The sequence below is a fragment of the Luteibacter aegosomaticola genome, assembly GCF_023078475.1.
Classification (GTDB): domain Bacteria; phylum Pseudomonadota; class Gammaproteobacteria; order Xanthomonadales; family Rhodanobacteraceae; genus Luteibacter; species Luteibacter aegosomaticola.
Map to the genome: position 1 here is coordinate 916,439 of NZ_CP095741.1, position 16,826 is coordinate 933,264.

A 16,826-nucleotide genomic window follows, 5' to 3' on the forward strand; every position below is an offset into this window, starting at 1 on the left:
TAACCCGCGAACAGCTGACGTTTGGAGCGACGACCAACGGATAGACAGTGGCTATCGTATGTGTGAGATCCATCTTGGTGTCGTCGGCTACGCTCCCAACACGGGATTAGCTCGACCCGCGTGGTTTCAGTAGTCAATGCGGTCGATCCGGGTTTGAATTCGCGGCCGAGAAGCGTTCATCGACGAACTTTGTGACGTCGTTTGATCGTAGATAGGCAGATAAATTGACGACGATCTTTCTATCTCGCGCGTTTACTATGAGAAGTATTCCAGCGAGCTCTACCGAGGTGACATCAACCCAACAGATTGTCTTTCTCTTCAGGGGTGGGAAAGAGCGCCAGGAGAACTGATGTTGTGCAATGGAGTCGTCAGAAAATCTCGTTGAGAACGTGATCGCCCATTTGATTGACATCCATGTAATAAAAATAATGACCGCGCCTGCGGCGAAATAACGAACATATGGTATGTTTGATTCTCCAGTTGCGATGCCCCAGAGCGGAATTCCAGCGAGCACGGAAATGATACCCAGAAAAATAATGCCGAGAATCCGGCTCGGCTGGGGCAAAGCAGTTGAGCGTTCCATTCGATGACTCATTGCGTCAGTTCTCGCAGCCGCAATCGGGATTCGACGTCCCGGACGGGCCTGGTGCCCCGGAAGCAGTAGCGCCGCCGACGCCGCGTATCGTGTTGCCGACGGTTACGTTTAGCCGGATGTCTGCTGCGGCGTTACTTCTTGCAACCATTTGAGCCGAGGCCGCGGTCCCCGCCGTCCCGTATGGAAAGAATCTGACTGCGGGTCCGGCGATCGCGCCGCCGAGCGCGCCAGTCCCTACTGCCCACGCGGCGGTCCTGTCGAGTGACTCTCCTCCGTTTGCGACGTGAACAGCGTAGTTGCTCGTCGCTCCCACGCCCGCAGCACCCGCAGCCGCTACTACAGGACTCGTGGAGGCAAACATCGGGAGCGCTGCCCCCGATAAAGCGCCACCCGCTGTCGCAATACCTAGTTCGCGCCAACTGAACCGTTTACACCATTTGCTCCGGTACATGCCGACGAGTTGGATCGCTGCGTCGCCAGCGGCAGCCGTAGTGGCGCCTACGGCTGCCATCACGAGCGCGAAGACTGCAGGATTTCTGCCCGACGGGTCGATATATAAGAGTGGCTGAGCCTTTGCATAGAGGTAAGGATTGGGACCTCCCGCTAGTCCGATAGGATCGACCTGAATATATCGCCCAGTCACCGGATCGTAATCACGCGCCCCATTCGCATGCAGCCCCGTCAGGTTGTCAAACCGCTGGCCAGGGAATCGCATATCGAGCACGAAAGTCTTCCCATCACCGTCCGGATCCTCATTGGGAGGTGTTGAGCCGAACGGGTCGGCGTTGTGATACCAATTCCATACGACCTCGTTCCGCACGGGATCAAGCACCTCGCGGGGCGAGCCGAGGTGGCCCGGACCGACGTAGAAAAGCTTACCTCCATTCACGAGGCCCACAGGCATGTCGCCCATCCATATGGCTTGCTGCGTGACGTTGCCGGCTTCGTCGTAGTCGGCGATCCACTGCCCGGTCTCGTCGAAAAGCGTGAGGGTGGTCTTGGTCGTCGAGGCCACCTTTCGAGCGATGCGGTTGCCTTTGCCGTCATAGCCGTAGCTGACGAGAAGCTTCCCCTGCTCGCTGGCCGAGGCTAGGCGACCGGTGGCATCGTAGGTTAGGACGGCGCTCCCGATCTTCGTCAAATTGCCAGCGGCGTCGTATTCCCGTGCCTTTCCGTCGGCGCGCGTCAGGCGATGGGAGCCCGGCTGATAGGCATAGGCGTCGGTCAAGCCGTTGGCCCGGACGGCGAGGCGGTCGCCACTCAAGTTGTAGTCGAACGCACGCAAGCTTTTCCCGGTCTTGTCGTCCAAGACTTCATTGAGGTAGTTCAATCCGTCGTAGTCAAAAGCATAGGCATACGGTCGAGAAGCGTCCTTTCGAAGACGACCGCCTGGCGATGGATCAAGCCAGTACGACGAGCCCTTGGGATTGATAGCGCCCCAGCCCGTGAGCCGGCCGCCCTTGTCGTGGCTGTTTGAGAGATACCAGCCATTCGCGTACGTCCAGCTTTCGATGGTGTCGAACGGTCGATAGGCGACCTGGGTGATCAAGTCCTGGCGGTTGCCAGATTGATCGACAGACACGCCATTGACCTTTCCATCGATGTCGTACCGATAGATCACCGTGGCGCCGCCCTCCACGCTCATGGTAGCGAGACGACCTGCAGCCGTGTAGCTATAGGCGATTCCCTTGCGCACGGTGCCCCATTGCTGGATCTTGCGACTGATGTTTCCCGCCGCGTCGTAGCAGAACACGGTGCTCGCCCGGCTTGTTCGCATCGAGGAGAGCATGCCGAGCCCATGCCGCTTGTCGCCGGGGCATGCGGCGTCAGGTGTGTCGTATATGAAGGTGGTATCCAACGTGGCATCGGAGTAGCGGAGCGTCAATGGCCGGCCGAGTGCATCACGGGACACGCGGAAGCTGCCGACGCCGGCGGGACCCTCGTGCCGGGATATCAATCCGGCGGCATCGTACTCATCGTAGCCCTCGCCGCCGTCGGGGCTGTCGACGTGCGCCAGGTCACCCAGCCCTGTGGTGAGGTAGCGGGTGGTCAAGCCATCCGGGTCAGCGAGTGAGCTCACCTGATCGAGCGGATCATGGGTGGCTTTGATGGTGGCCTTGCGGCCATCCAGGTCACCGATTGTCTCCTGAAGCCGGCCAAGTGCGTCGTAACGCGCGCTGCTACGCAGGCCATCACCGTCGGTGGCACCGGTGGGGCGACCCACCTCATCGTAGGCGAAGCTTTCCAGGCCGGCATCGGCCCTTTGCTCGGTCGCCATGCGACCGAGGGCATCGAACGTTCGCTTGAGTTGTGCCTGTTGGAAGAAGCTGTCGTACGCTGTTTCGGTGGTGGGATTCCCCGCCTTATCCAGCTCGATGAAGAGCTTGTGGTTGGACGGGTTGAACAACTTCACCAGCCGGTTGGCGGCGTCGTACTCGAAGCGAAGGGTCACGCCATCGGGGTCGCTGACGGACGTGATGTTTCCGCGTTCATCGTAAGTCAGGGACGTGGTAGCGATGGTGCCGTCAGCGCGCGCCTCTCTCGTCGCAGCGAGCCACCCACGCTTGGTGTACTCGTCTTCAATCAGCGTGCCGTTCGCCAAGCGCCTGGCAAGAACGCGGCCCGCCGGGTCATAACGCAGGACCTCGTCCTTGTGCCCGAGGGCATTCTCGATGGAAGCAAGATCGCCCTTGCGGTAGTCACACGGGCCAGAAGCGCCACAGTTGGCGGCCGGCGCGGTACGGTAATTGTAGCGCCGGAGCACCGCCATACCCGCGGCATCACTGCGCGGACCTTCCTCTTGTAGGAGGCGTCCTTCGGGATCGTAAGTGAATTTCCAGGTCCGCGAGAGCGTGAGTGGGGCATCCTTCTGCGCCGGGTCGATGGCCGCCCATAGCTCGCGGCGCGTCAGATTGCCCGAGTCGTCATAGGTCAAACGCTCCTCTCGGCCGGGATATGTAATCCGCGCGGGAAGCATGAAGGTCGAGTGCCACTCCGTGCGTATGGTCCGCGCAAGCGGTGTGCCCGCGCCTTCGGTGCGGCTGGTCTGTCGGCCGTCTTCATCGTGCGTATATTGGGTAATGCGACCGTCGAAGTCGGTGGTGCGACTCGGCGCGCCCTGATCGTCATATTCCAGTTTGGAGAACGCCGCGCCGCAGCCGGCACCGCCAGGCTGGTCGACGCCTACCAGGCGGCGGACCCCCTTGACGTCGGCGTAGCGGTAGATGCGCTCAGTATTGAGGGCATCGGTGACTTTCACGTCGCCGCTTGCCTGTCGCGCGAGGAAGAATCGGTCTATACCATTGCTGTGCTCGCTACCAACGGCGCGACCCACCTTGTCGTATCGGAAGGTGGCGAAGCGAAGAAGTGATTCGTCAAAGATCCCGGTGAGGGCATGAGGGAGGTCTGCGCCGACGTAGGACGTCTCGTTGTACGTGTATCGCTGGGATTTTCCGTCCGCGTAGGTCGCTTCGACCAAATCGCTGCGGAGATCGCCGGGGCTCGAATAGGTGTACGAAACAGCTACGCCCGCATCGTCATGCACAGAGACAATTCGGCCGACGGCGTCGTAGGTGAATCGTAGTGATCGGCCCTGAGTATCGAATGCTTGAAGTGAATCGGCAGCATATTGCAGGCGGATGTGATCTCTAACACCGGGATTTATGTCCGTAAGAAGACCCTGGGCGCTGTAGTGTTCGACCAGGCCATTCTTGCCGTAATACATCCAACCATCGGCCATCCGCTCAAGGCGGCCGCGTGCATCGACGCTACTCTGATAGCGTCCATCTTTCAGCACGAACGGTATGCGTTCACCCGTATGACGAAGCAGGCGTACGGATGTGCCGTCATCTGCCACGAAAACCGAACGGTCGTAGGTGCCACGCCAGTGGGCTCCCAGACGGGCCGTGGCTGGGATCGTCTTCCGGTCGAGGTCTGGGTTGGACGCGTCATCGAGAACCGCGCCGCTGTTGTAGTAGCGAGTAAAGCCAAGAGCGGAACCTCCGCTCGCGCCAATGTCGAGGACTTCTTGATACTTGTTGTTCAGCCCGGCATTGATCGGGTTTCCGACGCTTGGACGGGTCAGGCAGTCGCCTGACCCCAGTTCCGACTGGCGCTCCGCGGCCTGCTCAGCGTCCCACGAGACTCGACAGACGATCTTATCGCCCCAGGCTGGATAAGGAGGCGCGAGGTTTCTGTTGGGATAAGGGCCCCATTCTTGATTGCCTTTGATGACGTACAAGGATGGAGGTGCGTCGCAGGTGAAGTAGTGATAGGCATACTTTGATTCAGTCAGTTCGCGACCCTGGGCATTCGTGTACCTGTATTCGGCGAAGTAGAGTGAATTGAAGTACCAGGTTCTTGTTAGCGTGCAACCGGTCCAGCCGCGTTCCTGGCACGCCTGTTCTGCCAGGGCAGTGCCGGCTTCGGTCACATCGGTATACCAAAGCGTCGGCAGCCCTTTTCGTGGGACTTCGTACTCTAGATACGGTCGGATGTCGACGGCGGTGGCCGTACTCGGCACGGCCACCGCAAGCGCGGAAATCCCGACGTAGTTTCTTAGTTTCCTTGGCATGTGTACTCCTCGCCCGTTGTACGAAAGGGCGCGGAGTCTAGGGCGTATTCGAGCGCTTCGTTTCTAGCACGCGGATTCTCAAATCGATGGATTGAGAATGTTAAGAGGCGTGCCAGAGGTAGATCACGAACTTACGCGTGAGCTGGAGTTCGGATGTCCTGAGTTCTCAAATTCTTCGTCAGTTCGGCGCTTCGCCGTTTCTTCAAGAGAGGCTGAGATTCTTCGGAATTGGTGAATGCGCGTTGCCTGGGGTTGCCTGCGTGGTGATGTCCTCGGAAGAGCTGAGGGCCTGGGCCGTGAGGCGAAAGATGTCGCGCGCAAGCGCGCTCCTACAACGGGTGTTCCGGCAAGGGTGTCTGGCTAGGCGAGTTCGCCCAGGGCGGCGCGGACGACGTAGAGGGTGTCCATGCGCGGTACCGGGCGGGTTAGGCCGGTGATGAGGCGGGTGAGGTGGTTGCGGCGGACCCACGCCTGGCCTTGTAGCCATACCTGCGTGCGGAGCATGTCGGCGCGCTCTTCGCGGCTTTCCTGGGTGGGGCGGATGCGCTGGACGAGCAGCCGTGTGAGGTCGCCGGGCGTGCGTGACCATTCCGCGCCGGGGAGCAGGTTGAGCCACAGATGCGAGCACGAGACGCTGGTGATCGTCTGTCGGCGTGCCGCAAGGCGGAGCAGTGGCGGGCTGGTGCGACGCAGGTGGCGGAGCACGCTGCGCGGCACGGTGCCGGGGAAATAGCGCGCAGCGAGGCGCAGCGGCGGCCACGCCCACCACGGTAGTTCGCTCCCTTGCCACAAGGTGGCCCATTCATCGCGCGGCATGCGCCGTGCCAGCTGCGCGATATCGTGCAGATGAAGCAATCGCAGGCTGCGCCCGCACACGTTACCCGCGGCATGCAACAGCAAGTGGGCCATCAGCGCACCGCGGTTAGGGTAAGGATTGATGCCTGGCTGCGCGTCGGCGGGCCAGATCTGTTCGGTGATATCCACGGTGCGTACGGGCAACCGCTCCTGGATGCGCGTATGCACTTCGATATTCACCGGCGTATCCCGGTGTTCGCCGAGACCGCGTACGGTCACGCCATCGCGCGGCTTGAACACGCGATGTTTCCACTGCCGGAACGATTCCTCATAACCGAGTTCGCCGAGCAGCGCCTGCACCACGGGCACGTCGCGCGGGCGTACCAGCAGGTCGATATCGGCCATGGGCCGCTCACCCGCCACGTAGATGCCAAGCCCGTGCAACGTGGCGCCCTTCAGTGCCACGAGCGGCAACGCCATGCGCCGCGCGAGCTCATCGATCGCGTTAAGCAACGCGGCGATGCGCTGCTGGCGAACCTCGACATGCTCGCGCTGGGTAGCGAGGAAATCCTGCCAGCCGTCGGGCGCCCAGGTGGAGAAGCCCGCCAGCAACGGTGACACGCCGTGCGCTACGGCGGCGGCGCCAGCGAGGCGCCACTCGAGCTCGCTCCACGCGGGCTGTGCCGTGCCGGAACGGCCCAGCGCGAGTTCCGCCGCCAGCGCCTCGGTGGTGAGGGCCAGGCCACGTTTCAGGACAGGCAGCGGCGGCAACATGGTCAGCACCCTCCGGTTGCGCGGCGGGCCCAGGCGGCCTGCGTGGGCTCGGCGTTACGGTGCATGTGCTCGCGCGCCAGGAGCTCGCACCAGTCATCATCGAGCGCATGGCCCGGGTCGGTCACTTCGCGGTGCAGCAGGTCGCGGACTTCGCGGTAGAACGTCGTGTCATAGGCGCCCTGGAACATCATGGCGAGATCGCCGCTGTCGTCCCAGTGCGTCTTGCGCCCCAGTTGCGCGCGCACCTCCTCAAAGAACTTCGTGCCGGGCAGCGGGTAGGACACGCTGACGCCGATGTCGTCGGGTGCTGCGGCCTGCACGAGCGTACGTGTCGCCAACAGGTCATCGAGTTCTTCGCCCAGATAGCCCAGCTGGATGAAGAAGCCCACGCGGATGCCGCGCGCACCGAGGCGCTGCCGCGCGGCGATGAGATCGGGCACCTTCGTCCCCTTCGTCATGCGGTCGAGCACGCGCTGGCTGCCGCTCTCTGCGCCGATCCACGCTTCGACGCAGCCCGCCTGCGCGAGCGCGTTGGCCATGCGATCACTGGCAAGGTCGGCGCGGGTCTGGATCATGAAGGGGATGGAGCCGTTCGTGGCCTGCAGTTCATCCGCGAACGCGCTCACCCAATCGATGTGGAATCCGAAAATATCGTCGGCCATCCAGATATGGTCGGGCGCGTACGTGCGCTTCAGGTAGGTCATCTCCGCCGCGACATCCAGCGGTGAGCGCTGGTTGTAGTGGTTGCCCCAGATCGGCTTGGCGCACCAGTTGCAGCGGAACGGGCAGCCACGTGAAGCGGCCATGTTCAGGCTGAAGTAGCCGTGGCGCTCCATCCAGAACTCGCGGTAGCGCGGGATATCGACCAGATCCCACGCCGGCAGGCCGGTGATTCGCGGATCGGGCGGGACGATGCCAAGGCGCGTCACGCGTGGGCCCGTGGGCGAATGCGTAGCGATACCGGGCAGGCCATCCGTCCATGCTTCAGAGCTGATTAGCGGATCGCGTTCCAGCCGATTGGCCAACTCGATCAGCGCGCCGATACCTTCACCCGTAAGCACGGCGTCTGCGCCGGCATCGAGGAAAGCCTCCGGATGATCCGAGGCATCCGAGCCGGCAACCAGTACGCGGGCACCATCGGCCTTGGCCTCGGCGATCATCCGGCACGCGGCCTCGCGCATGTTGCCCAGGCACATCTTGGTCAGGAAGTTGAAGTTGTCCTCGTAAAACACCACGAGAGCGGGGCGCTGGGCGCGGGCCACCGGCGCAAACTCTTCCACGCCCTCGGCCAGCATGGCATCGAACAAGCCCACCGCGTGGCCCATGCGGCGCAGCAGGGCGGCGATCTGCAGGGTGGCCAGCGGCGGGTAGGGCTTGCCGCGGTCCCACTGCTTGCGGTCGTAGCGCAGGAAGTAGGAGTGGCCAACGAGGATATTCAGCATGGGGTAAACGCCTTTCGCGTCATGCGGGTTAGGCGTGAGTGCCGCGCTGCGGTGGGCAGGTTGCCGGGCGCGGCGGCACAACCTTCGCCGGGCCCGCCGGCACCTACGGCGGTTATCCCGGCGATCTCGACCATGGCCATCCCTGATCCATTCGATACCCCCGAGTTCGCCGCCGACCCGTTCGGCGAACGGATGCGCCTGGCTTACGCCCGGAGCTGGCCCGTGCTGGGCGCTTCATTCGTCTTCGCCAGCAACAGCGAGGCGCTGCTTGCGCTTGCCGCCGCGGCCTACGACGGCCTCCCGGCCCACCGCCTGGCGCCGGTACCGCCTGTGTTCCATATCGAGCTACGGCTCGTTCCGGCCTCCGCCAGCGGGAGCCATGGCGAGCCTGGGCCGGTGCAGACCTCGTCCGGTGGCGGCATGGTCATGGGTATGGTCGACGCATCGAACCATGTGATCGTCTCGCCCGCGCAGCGACGCGCCGTGGTCACGGTCTCCGAGGATCGCCTCGCCTATCCCTACCACGTGCGTTACGAGCTGATCGAATTCGCGGTGTACCTGCTGGCCGCACGTGGCCAGGACCTTGTTTCGCTGCACGCGGCCTGCATTGGCGGCGAAGGCCGTGGTGTCTTGCTGCTAGGGCCATCGGGTGCTGGCAAATCCACGCTCACACTGCAGGCCGCGCTCGATGGCTACGACGTGATGGCCGAAGACGGCGTCTTCGTGGAGCCGAAGCGGCTGCGCGCGACGGGCGTGCCCAATTACCTGCATGTCACTGACGAGAGTCTGCGCTGGCTGGATCCGGCCGCACGCCGTATGGTCATGGCGTCGCCGCGTATCCAGCGCCGCAGTGGCGTGGAGAAATTCGAGATCGACCTGCGCGCAGGCGCACTACGCCCCGCGCCCGAACCGCTGGACATCGTCGCCACCATCCTGCTCTCCGCGCAACGCACCGATGGCCCCTTGCTCGAACCGATCGCACGCGACGATGCGATGGTGAAGCTCGCCGCCGACCAGCCTTATGCGGCCCGGCAGCCGGGGTGGCGCCGCTTCGTGGACACGGCGTTGCTGCGTGGTGTGTGGGTACTGCGTCGCGGTGCCGATCCGCGGGCGACCCTCGAGGCGCTTGCCTCGTGGCTCAGCTTGCAGGAAGCGGTGGGCTAGGTATGCGCATGCCGACGGCCTGGCGTGGGCTGCTGGCGTTGCTGCCGCAGGGCGAGCGTTACTCCATCGTGGCGTATGCGTTGCTATCGGCGGGTGCGGCGGTATGTGGCAGTGTCTCCGCCGTACTGCTCGTTCCCCTCGTGCAACCCGGCCATGCGGTGCCCTTCGCGAGCGATGACGTTCTCACGAACGCGGGCTGGTTCGCCGTGAGCGGCGTGCTCTTCGCGCTTCTGCGTTGGCAGGCCGCCCGGCTGGGCGCGGCGCAGGTTGCCCGATTCGCCGTGCGTTTGCGCCGCGATGTGCACGCGCACTTGCTGGGGGCGACGCTGCCGGGGCTCGCGGGTTCGAGCTCGGCGGAGATCGCCAACGTGCTCACCTACAACAGCGAGCTTCTCGTGCAGGGTTTCAGCGCGATGCAACAGCTGGCGGTAGCGGTACTCACGGCCTTGGTGAGCATCGCCTTCGCGCTGTGGATATCGCCGACGCTAATGCTCGCCATACCGGCGCTCCTGCTGGCCATCCTCATCACGTCGCGTATCGCGGGTCGCGAATTCGCCGACGTAAGTCGCCGCTACGTTACCGACATGACCGGTCTGTTCTGGCACAGCGAGGATTTCCCGCGGCGCCTGCGCCATGTGCGTTCGTTCGGTCGCGAGGCGGCGGAGCGGGCAAGCTACGGCGACGTGTCGGCCCGGCTTGGCGAGGGATACCGGCGCCAGCTCGAGCTGGTGGCCTCGAGCCGCATGGTGCTGGAGCTCGGCGCGGCGCTGGGTATCCCGGCGGTATTCGTCCTTGCACAGCGCTGGCATGGCGTGGACAGCGCCGCCCTTATCGCGGTCGGTCTGCTTCTGGCGCGCCTCCTGCCGTATCTCGTTTCCACTCGGCAAGGTTTCCAGCAACTGCGTTCCGCGGAGCCGGCGCTCGCGCTGTGGCAGCGCTACATGGCGCTCGATGCACGCACACCACCCGTTCCCCTTGAGGACGCAAACGGCGAGGTGGTGATCCATCATCTGCGCGTGAAGCCGCCGCGCGAAGGCCTCACGCTGGAGGGACTGCGACTGCGCCCCGGCGAACTCATCCTCGTCACCGGTGCCTCCGGCATCGGCAAGAGCAGCCTGGTCGATGCCTTGTCGGGCATGGCGGTACCGGAAGCGTTCACGGCGACGCGCGATGGCGCACCACTGGCCTTCGCCGCGTGGCAGGCACACGTGGCCCGCGGCGCGTATGTGAGCCAGGGCGTGCGTCCCTGGCAGCACACCGTGCGCGACGTGCTGGCCTGGGCGGATCCCGACGCTTCCGAAACCACGCTCCATGAAGTCCTGCGCACGGTGGGCCTGGATCAGCGGGTCGACGCGTCAGGACAGGGTCTCGACCTTGCGGTGCAGGGCGCTGATAGCCGCCTCTCCGGCGGCGAGCTGCAACGCCTGATGCTCGCCCAGGTCATCCTGCGCCGGCCGGTGCTGGCGGTGCTGGATGAAGCTACCAGCGCGCTGGATGCCGCAGCAGAACTGGCCGTGCTGGCCGGCGTGCGGGCAAGCCTGCCGGGCGCGGTGATCGTGGTGGTGGCTCACCGCGATGCGGTGGCGGCCCTGGCCGATGTGCATGTGAACGTGCTCGGCGATCGGGCGAACGTAGAGACGCTCCCTCCCATTCGGACTATTGTTCCTTCACGCCGGCCGGCCTAACGTCGGTGGCGACGACAGCGGGGGGGACCGCCGACATGGTAGCCAGGCACACGATCTGTACTCTTTTCACGGGCATGGCGCTCGCGCTGGCCTGTGGCGCGGCCGGTGGGCTCGGCCAGCCCTCGTTCGATACGCTCGCGGCACGTCACCGCCCCGATCCCTGGCATAGCGACCCCTGCGGCCCCTATCGACCCATCGCGGGGATCTGCCGGATGCTGCGTCCCGTCAGAAGTTAGCCCCCCAAGTGGGCTAGGCTAGGTCCCCATCACCTGGGGAGTCCCTATGCGCTGCCTGCTCGCTGTCGCAACGCTATCGATGTTTACCGCCATGCCCGCGTTCGCGGGCCGCATCGCCATCGAGGTGGTCGACCCCGCGGGCAAGCCCATCCCCGATGCGGTGGTGACGCTCGCGCCGAACGCCGGCACGCCCGCCCGGTCACCGGCGGCGGAAACACGCTACGTCGACCAGAAAGACGAAACCTTCATCCCGTACGTGACGGCGATGCGCACGGGCGACAGCGTGGTGTTCCGTAACAGCGACATCACCCGGCACCACGTGTACTCGTTCTCGGCACTCGAGAAATTCGAATACATGCTCGCGCCGGGGGAAAGCTCGACGCCGCTGGTGATGAAGAATCCCGGTAATGCCGCCGTCGGCTGCAACATTCATGACCACATGCTCACATACCTCTATGTCACGAAAGACCAGGAGATCGCGGTGACCGACGCGAAGGGCAGGGCAAGTATCGATGGCGTGGCTGCTGGTCCGTACACGGCGCACGCATGGCACCCGCAGCTACGCCCCGGTATCACGCTGCCCATCCAGGGCGTGACGGTGGCGGAAGGCTCGCCGACCACGCTGCGTTTCGTGCTTGCGTTGTTGCCAAACCCGCGCGGGCCCATGGATCGCGAGCACATCGGGTACTGAGCCGCCCATGCGGGTGCCCGGTTTCCGCACGCGGCTGGCGTTGTTCTTCGTCGCCACCCTCGTCTTCGTGCAAGGCGTCACGGCCGTGCTCGGCTATACGGTCGCGCGCCAGGAGCTGGTGCAGGAAGGCGGCCGGCAGCTCGCGGCGAACGCTCGGGCCTTCGTCGCGCAGATGAACGACCTCTCCGCCAGCGTGGCCAGCGGCGTGCAGATCATGTCGCTGGATTACGGCTTGCGCTCTGCGATCGCGGCCAGCGATCGCGACACCATCCTTTCCGTGCTGCGCAACCATGGCCGCCGCGTGGGCGCGTCGCGCATGCAGCTGCTGCACCTGGACGGGACGGTGCAGGTAGATACCGCGGGTGCTGACGAGGGCAAGCCATTCACATGGCCCGACCTGCTCGCGCGTGCGTACGATGAACGCACCGCGGCGATCGTGGTGTCGGGCGGCAAAGCCTCGTGGATCGTCGTCGTGCCGGTGTATGCGCCGCAGCCCGTGGGGCTCGTGGTGGCAAGCATTCCGGTCGATGACGCGCTCATCGCGCACATGCAACAGCTTTCCGCGTTGCCGCGCGACGTGGAACTGGCGACACCGGTGACGGACGGCTATACGGTGATCGCGCGTGGCAGCTCGCATTCCGAGCTGACGGCGCAGTACCAGGGCGCGGGGCTACACCTGCCGTCCGAACCGCGCCTTGCCCGCATCGCGGGCCGTGAATACCTCGTGCTGGCGCAGCCCCTCTCGCAACCGCGTGGGGGCGGCGCGGTGTACGCCGTGCTCGGTTATTCGCTCGATGATGCCTTGCATCCGTTCCAGCCGGTGTGGAACGCGTGGCTGGCCTTGTTCCTGTTGGCGCTCGGTGCGGGTTTGCTCGTGGCATGGCTGGTGGCCCGCGGCGTGTCGCGGCCCGTGGAGGCCCTGGCCGCGTCGGCGCGGCGCATTGCCGGCGGCGATTACCATGATGCGCCGGATGTGCGCCGGCGTGACGAGATCGGTGAGCTCGCGACGGCGTTCCGCACGATGGGCGACGCCGTTCGCGAACGCGAATTGCGCATTCGCCATCAGGCCCTGCACGACGACGTCACTGGCCTGCCCAACCGCGCGGCGGCCGAGGACGCGATCGACAGCGACCTCGCCTCCGCGCCGGGTGAAACGGGGGCGCTCCTGATTGTCGGTGTGACCCGTCTGCCGGACATCGTAAAAACCGTAGGCCATGCGCTAGCCGACCGGCTTATGCGCGACGCCGGTGAGCGCCTGTGCCACGTGGCCGGCCAGCAGTTCGTCGGCCGCGCCACGGACACCCAGTTCGCGGTGTGGCTGCGCGGTGCCGATCGTGCCGAAGCGATCGCCGCGGCGTTCCGCATGGTGGATGCGCTGGGCCAGCCGTACCAGGAAGCCGATGTGAGCATGGACATGGGGCCGGCGGTGGGCATTGCGCTGGCTCCGGCGCACGGTGAGCGCGCGGCCCCGTTGCTCCGGCGTGCCGAGGTCGCGGAGTTCGCGGCGTTGCGCTCAACGCGCGGCGTCGATGTGTATGACCCGCAATCGGATCCGCACCGGCCCGAGCGGCTGTCGCTCATGAGCGAGCTGAGGGCGGCCATCGACGCCGATGCGCTCGAACTCTGGTTCCAGCCCAAGCTCCATCTGTCCGACGGCCGGGTGGATGCCGCCGAGGCGCTGATTCGCTGGCACCGCCCGGGCCGCGGCATGGTGCCGCCCGAGCTGTTCATTACCGTGGCCGAGGAGACGGGCAACATCGGCCGGCTCACCCGCTGGGTCCTGGCCCACGGCATCGCCCACGCGGCCGAGCTGGCCCACGCCGGCCACGCCGTGCGCGTGTCGCTGAACCTGAGTGCCCGCGATATCGGCGATCCGACGCTGCCCGACCGGGTGGCGGAGTTGCTGCACGCGCACGGGGTCCCGCCCACGGCCATCGCGCTCGAGGTGACCGAAAGCGCCGTCATCGGTGAACCCGAAGCCGCCCTTCAAGTCCTCCGCCGGCTCGCCGATATGGGTATTGAGATGGCGATCGACGATTTTGGCATCGGCCAGACCTCGTTCGCTTACCTGCGCCGGCTGCCCGTCCGTGAACTGAAGATCGATAAGATGTTTGTCCAGCACCTCGCCACCGACCCCACCGACCGGACCATCGTGCGTTCGCTGGTGGAGCTCGGCCATCGCCTGGGGTACCAGGTGACGGCCGAAGGTGTCGAGGATGCGGAGAGCATGGCCTTCCTCGCTGCGGCGGGGTGCGACCACGCCCAGGGATTCCATATCGGCCGCCCGACGGATTTTGCTTCCTTCGTGGCGCGCCTGGGAGCGCGGGGGCCGGGTGGGGCGTGACCAGGCGGTCGTACCTCTTCGCGCTCGCCATCACCCTCGGCTTTGCCTCCCTCGCCCACGCGCAGGAGGTGAAGGTGCATGCGTTCGCCGATGCGCGTCTGGTCGATGCACCGGACGACACCAGCTTCATCGATAGCGGCCCCGGCCGCACACGCTATGGCGATGACGCGCACGGCCTGCGCTTCGGCGCGGCCGGCATCGTCGTGACCGCGCAGATCACGCCCGCCGTATTCGCCCTGGCCGACGTGCAGGTGCAGCGCACCGACCACAACGACTGGCAGGTGCCCGAGGTCTACGTGCGCTACCGGCCGCTGTCGCTCAGCGCCTGGCGTTTCGCGCTAAAGGGAGGCGTCTACTTCCTGCCCATTTCGCTGGAGAACGATGGCATCGGCTGGACCAGTCCGTGGACCATCACGCCGTCCGCGATCAACAGCTGGGTGGGCGAAGAGATTCGCGGCATCGGCGTGGATGCCCACGAGGAGTGGCGCGGCGAAACCGGCACGGCGACGTTTGGTGGTGGCCTGGTGCGGCATAACGATGTCGCGGGCCAGGCGCTCGCGGCACGTGGCTGGTCGCTGAGCGATGTCACGCTGGGCCTCGGCGGCCGGTTGCCCGAGCCGGACGATGAAGGCGGCCACGAACGTTACGCGCCGTACCAGTCCGTCGGCGGGCGCACCGGGTGGTACGCCGACGCCGGCTGGGCCTCGCCTCGCGGCTTCCAGCTGCGCGTGCTCCGCTACGAGAACCGGGCCGATCCCGCAGCCTCCCGACTGTATAACGGCGACGAGCACCTGTACGCGTGGCGTACCCATTTCTGGTCGCTCGGCGCCGAGCTGGAGACCGGTCCGGTCACCTGGATCGCCCAGGACATGGATGGCGATACCGAGGCCTGCCCGCCGTATCGCTGTTTTCGCTACCGCTTCCAGTCCGCCTTCCTGCTGGCCGGCTGGAACCGGGGCGCGTGGCGCCCGACTTTGCGCTACGAAACCTTCCGCACCTGGGCCGACGGCGAGCGTGGGCACGCGCTCACCGCGGCGTTGAACTGGCGGCCACTGGACTGGCTGCGCCTGACCGCCGAATGGCTTCGCGTGGACGCGAGCCGGGCGGGTCGTTTGGACTTCGGCCTGGCACCCCGCGAGCGGGGCAACCAGGTGCAACTACTGGCGCGGTTGTTGTACTGACCGCACACCCTTTATCGTGGCGCCGCGGGCACCCGCCCGAGCCACATCGCTGAGACCGAGGCATCGCGTGGAGCTGGACATCTGGGAGCGCAAATACAACCTCGCCCTGGAGCGGATGGAGCGCGATGAGCGCGACTTCCGCGCCATCGAGGAGAGCCTGCGCCGTCTCGTTTTGCGCCTGTCCGCGCTGGCCCGCGGCCAGAGCGATGCGGCCGATCGCCTGCTCGATCAGCTTGGCGAAGGCCTGCGCGAAGCGTGTTCGCCGGAAGCGCTGGAGCCTCTGCTTGATGGCCTGGCGGAAGCCGTCGCCGCGCTGGAACCGCGCCTGGTGGAAGCGCCGACGGCGGCCATCGCTGCCATTCCCGCTGACGAACCGGCTCCTGCTGTCGTCGAGGCGGTGCCTTCGGCAGAAGACGCCGAAGCCATCGCGGCGCTGCGCACCGATGTGGCGAAGCTGCAAAACCTCCTGGCCGAAGTCAGCGGCCGGCTGGGTGATATGACCCGCTATCTCGTCGCCGAACTCGAAGACGCTACGGCGGCCAGTGACCCAGGCCGGACGCTGGGTGAGCAGGTGAGTGAAGAGATGCGCCAACTCGCGGCGCAGACCCTGGAAGCGAGCGATGTTTCCGCGTTGCGCGACCAGGTGACGGCGCGCCTGGCGGTCATCGACCAGCATTTCCGCGATTACCGCGAGCGCGAAGACGCCCGCACGGCCTCGTACCGCGAGCGTGCGGAACGCATGCGCGATCGCGTCGAAGAACTCGAGACGCAGACCACGACGCTGCAGGATTCGCTCCGCCGCGAGCACGAGCTGGCGTTGACCGATCCGCTGACCGCGCTGCCCAACCGCCTGGCCTACGAACGGCGCATGGCCGAGCTGGAAGCCGACGTGCGTGAGGGCAGCACACAGGCCTGCATCGGTGCGTTCGATATCGACCACTTCAAGACGATCAACGATACCTACGGCCATGCCGCAGGCGACGCCGTGCTGCGCATTGTCGGCAACACGCTCGCCAAGGCGTTGGAAGGCCGGGCGTTCGTCGCCCGCTACGGCGGTGAAGAGTTTGCCGTGGTCTTTGCCGGGCTCACGGTTGACGAGGCGCTCGTGCTTGCCCGCGAACTCGTCGCCACGGTCGAGGGCCTGGCATTCCACGCAAGCCAGAAACCGGTGAAGGTCACCATGTCGGGCGGCCTCACCCGCTTCGGTGCGGATGAGCGCGCCGCTGCCGCCTTCGACCGTGCGGACCGGGCCCTCTATGCGGCCAAGCGAGCCGGCCGTAATACCTGCGTCGTTCTCTAGGCGCTAACGAATCGCACACGCGCGGGCGGTCATAGTGGACGCCGGA

10 protein-coding genes are annotated in these 16,826 nt (G+C 65.4%); 6 read left to right on the forward strand and 4 right to left on the reverse strand.

Annotation, left to right across the window (positions count from 1 at the left end):
- Positions 1 to 133 precede the first annotated feature (133 nt).
- The 4 genes from L2Y96_RS04015 to L2Y96_RS04030 all read right to left on the reverse strand — a co-directional run bounded on the left by L2Y96_RS04015 (position 134) and on the right by L2Y96_RS04030 (position 8,179).
- Positions 134 to 583 carry a hypothetical protein gene (locus tag L2Y96_RS04015; RefSeq protein ID WP_247332678.1) on the reverse strand — a complete coding sequence of 150 codons (450 nt, stop codon included), beginning with the start codon at positions 581 to 583 and terminating at the stop codon, positions 134 to 136.
- Positions 584 to 599: 16 nt separating this feature from the next.
- Positions 600 to 5,168, reverse strand: a complete 4,569-nt coding sequence (locus L2Y96_RS04020) for an RHS repeat-associated core domain-containing protein (RefSeq protein ID WP_247332680.1) — start codon at positions 5,166 to 5,168, stop codon at positions 600 to 602.
- A 360-nt stretch (positions 5,169 to 5,528) separates the two neighbouring features.
- Positions 5,529 to 6,737, reverse strand: coding sequence for a nucleotidyltransferase family protein (locus tag L2Y96_RS04025; RefSeq protein WP_247332682.1), 1,209 nt, complete (start codon positions 6,735 to 6,737; stop codon positions 5,529 to 5,531).
- Positions 6,738 to 6,739: 2 nt separating this feature from the next.
- Positions 6,740 to 8,179: a B12-binding domain-containing radical SAM protein gene (locus tag L2Y96_RS04030; protein WP_247332684.1), complete on the reverse strand. Its 1,440-nt coding sequence runs from the start codon at positions 8,177 to 8,179 to the stop codon at positions 6,740 to 6,742.
- A 132-nt stretch (positions 8,180 to 8,311) separates the two neighbouring features.
- Between L2Y96_RS04030 and L2Y96_RS04035 the strand changes: the two genes are divergently transcribed.
- The 6 genes from L2Y96_RS04035 (at position 8,312) to L2Y96_RS04060 (ending at position 16,780) form a co-directional block, all read left to right on the forward strand.
- Positions 8,312 to 9,343: a serine kinase gene (locus L2Y96_RS04035; RefSeq protein WP_247332685.1), complete on the forward strand. Its 1,032-nt coding sequence runs from the start codon at positions 8,312 to 8,314 to the stop codon at positions 9,341 to 9,343.
- 2 nt (positions 9,344 to 9,345) lie between these two features.
- Entirely contained in the window at positions 9,346 to 11,028 is a 1,683-nt protein-coding gene (locus L2Y96_RS04040; RefSeq protein WP_247332687.1) for an ATP-binding cassette domain-containing protein, read from the forward strand.
- A gap of 282 nt (positions 11,029 to 11,310) precedes the next feature.
- On the forward strand, positions 11,311 to 11,955 hold the full coding sequence (locus L2Y96_RS04045; protein WP_247332688.1) for a carboxypeptidase regulatory-like domain-containing protein: 645 nt from the start codon (positions 11,311 to 11,313) through the stop codon (positions 11,953 to 11,955).
- Between the two features lie 7 nt (positions 11,956 to 11,962).
- A complete protein-coding gene (locus tag L2Y96_RS04050; protein ID WP_247332690.1) occupies positions 11,963 to 14,299 on the forward strand; it encodes a putative bifunctional diguanylate cyclase/phosphodiesterase in 2,337 nt (778 codons plus the stop codon).
- Positions 14,296 to 15,480: an OprO/OprP family phosphate-selective porin gene (locus tag L2Y96_RS04055; RefSeq protein WP_247332692.1), complete on the forward strand. Its 1,185-nt coding sequence runs from the start codon at positions 14,296 to 14,298 to the stop codon at positions 15,478 to 15,480. Before L2Y96_RS04050 ends, L2Y96_RS04055 begins: the two co-directional genes overlap by 4 nt.
- Positions 15,481 to 15,547: 67 nt before the next feature.
- Positions 15,548 to 16,780, forward strand: a complete 1,233-nt coding sequence (locus L2Y96_RS04060) for a GGDEF domain-containing protein (RefSeq protein ID WP_247332708.1) — start codon at positions 15,548 to 15,550, stop codon at positions 16,778 to 16,780.
- The last annotated feature ends 46 nt before the right edge of the window (positions 16,781 to 16,826 follow it).

Coding starts and splice junctions, on each gene's coding strand:
- L2Y96_RS04020 (WP_247332680.1), bottom strand. CDS start 5,168: ATGCCAAGGAAACTAAGAAACTACGTCGGGATTTCCGCGCTTGCGGTG.
- L2Y96_RS04040 (WP_247332687.1), top strand. CDS start 9,346: ATGCGCATGCCGACGGCCTGGCGTGGGCTGCTGGCGTTGCTGCCGCAG.
- L2Y96_RS04045 (WP_247332688.1), top strand. CDS start 11,311: ATGCGCTGCCTGCTCGCTGTCGCAACGCTATCGATGTTTACCGCCATG.
- L2Y96_RS04025 (WP_247332682.1), bottom strand. CDS start 6,737: ATGTTGCCGCCGCTGCCTGTCCTGAAACGTGGCCTGGCCCTCACCACC.
- L2Y96_RS04050 (WP_247332690.1), top strand. CDS start 11,963: ATGCGGGTGCCCGGTTTCCGCACGCGGCTGGCGTTGTTCTTCGTCGCC.
- L2Y96_RS04030 (WP_247332684.1), bottom strand. CDS start 8,179: ATGCTGAATATCCTCGTTGGCCACTCCTACTTCCTGCGCTACGACCGC.
- L2Y96_RS04015 (WP_247332678.1), bottom strand. CDS start 583: ATGGAACGCTCAACTGCTTTGCCCCAGCCGAGCCGGATTCTCGGCATT.
- L2Y96_RS04035 (WP_247332685.1), top strand. CDS start 8,312: ATGGCCATCCCTGATCCATTCGATACCCCCGAGTTCGCCGCCGACCCG.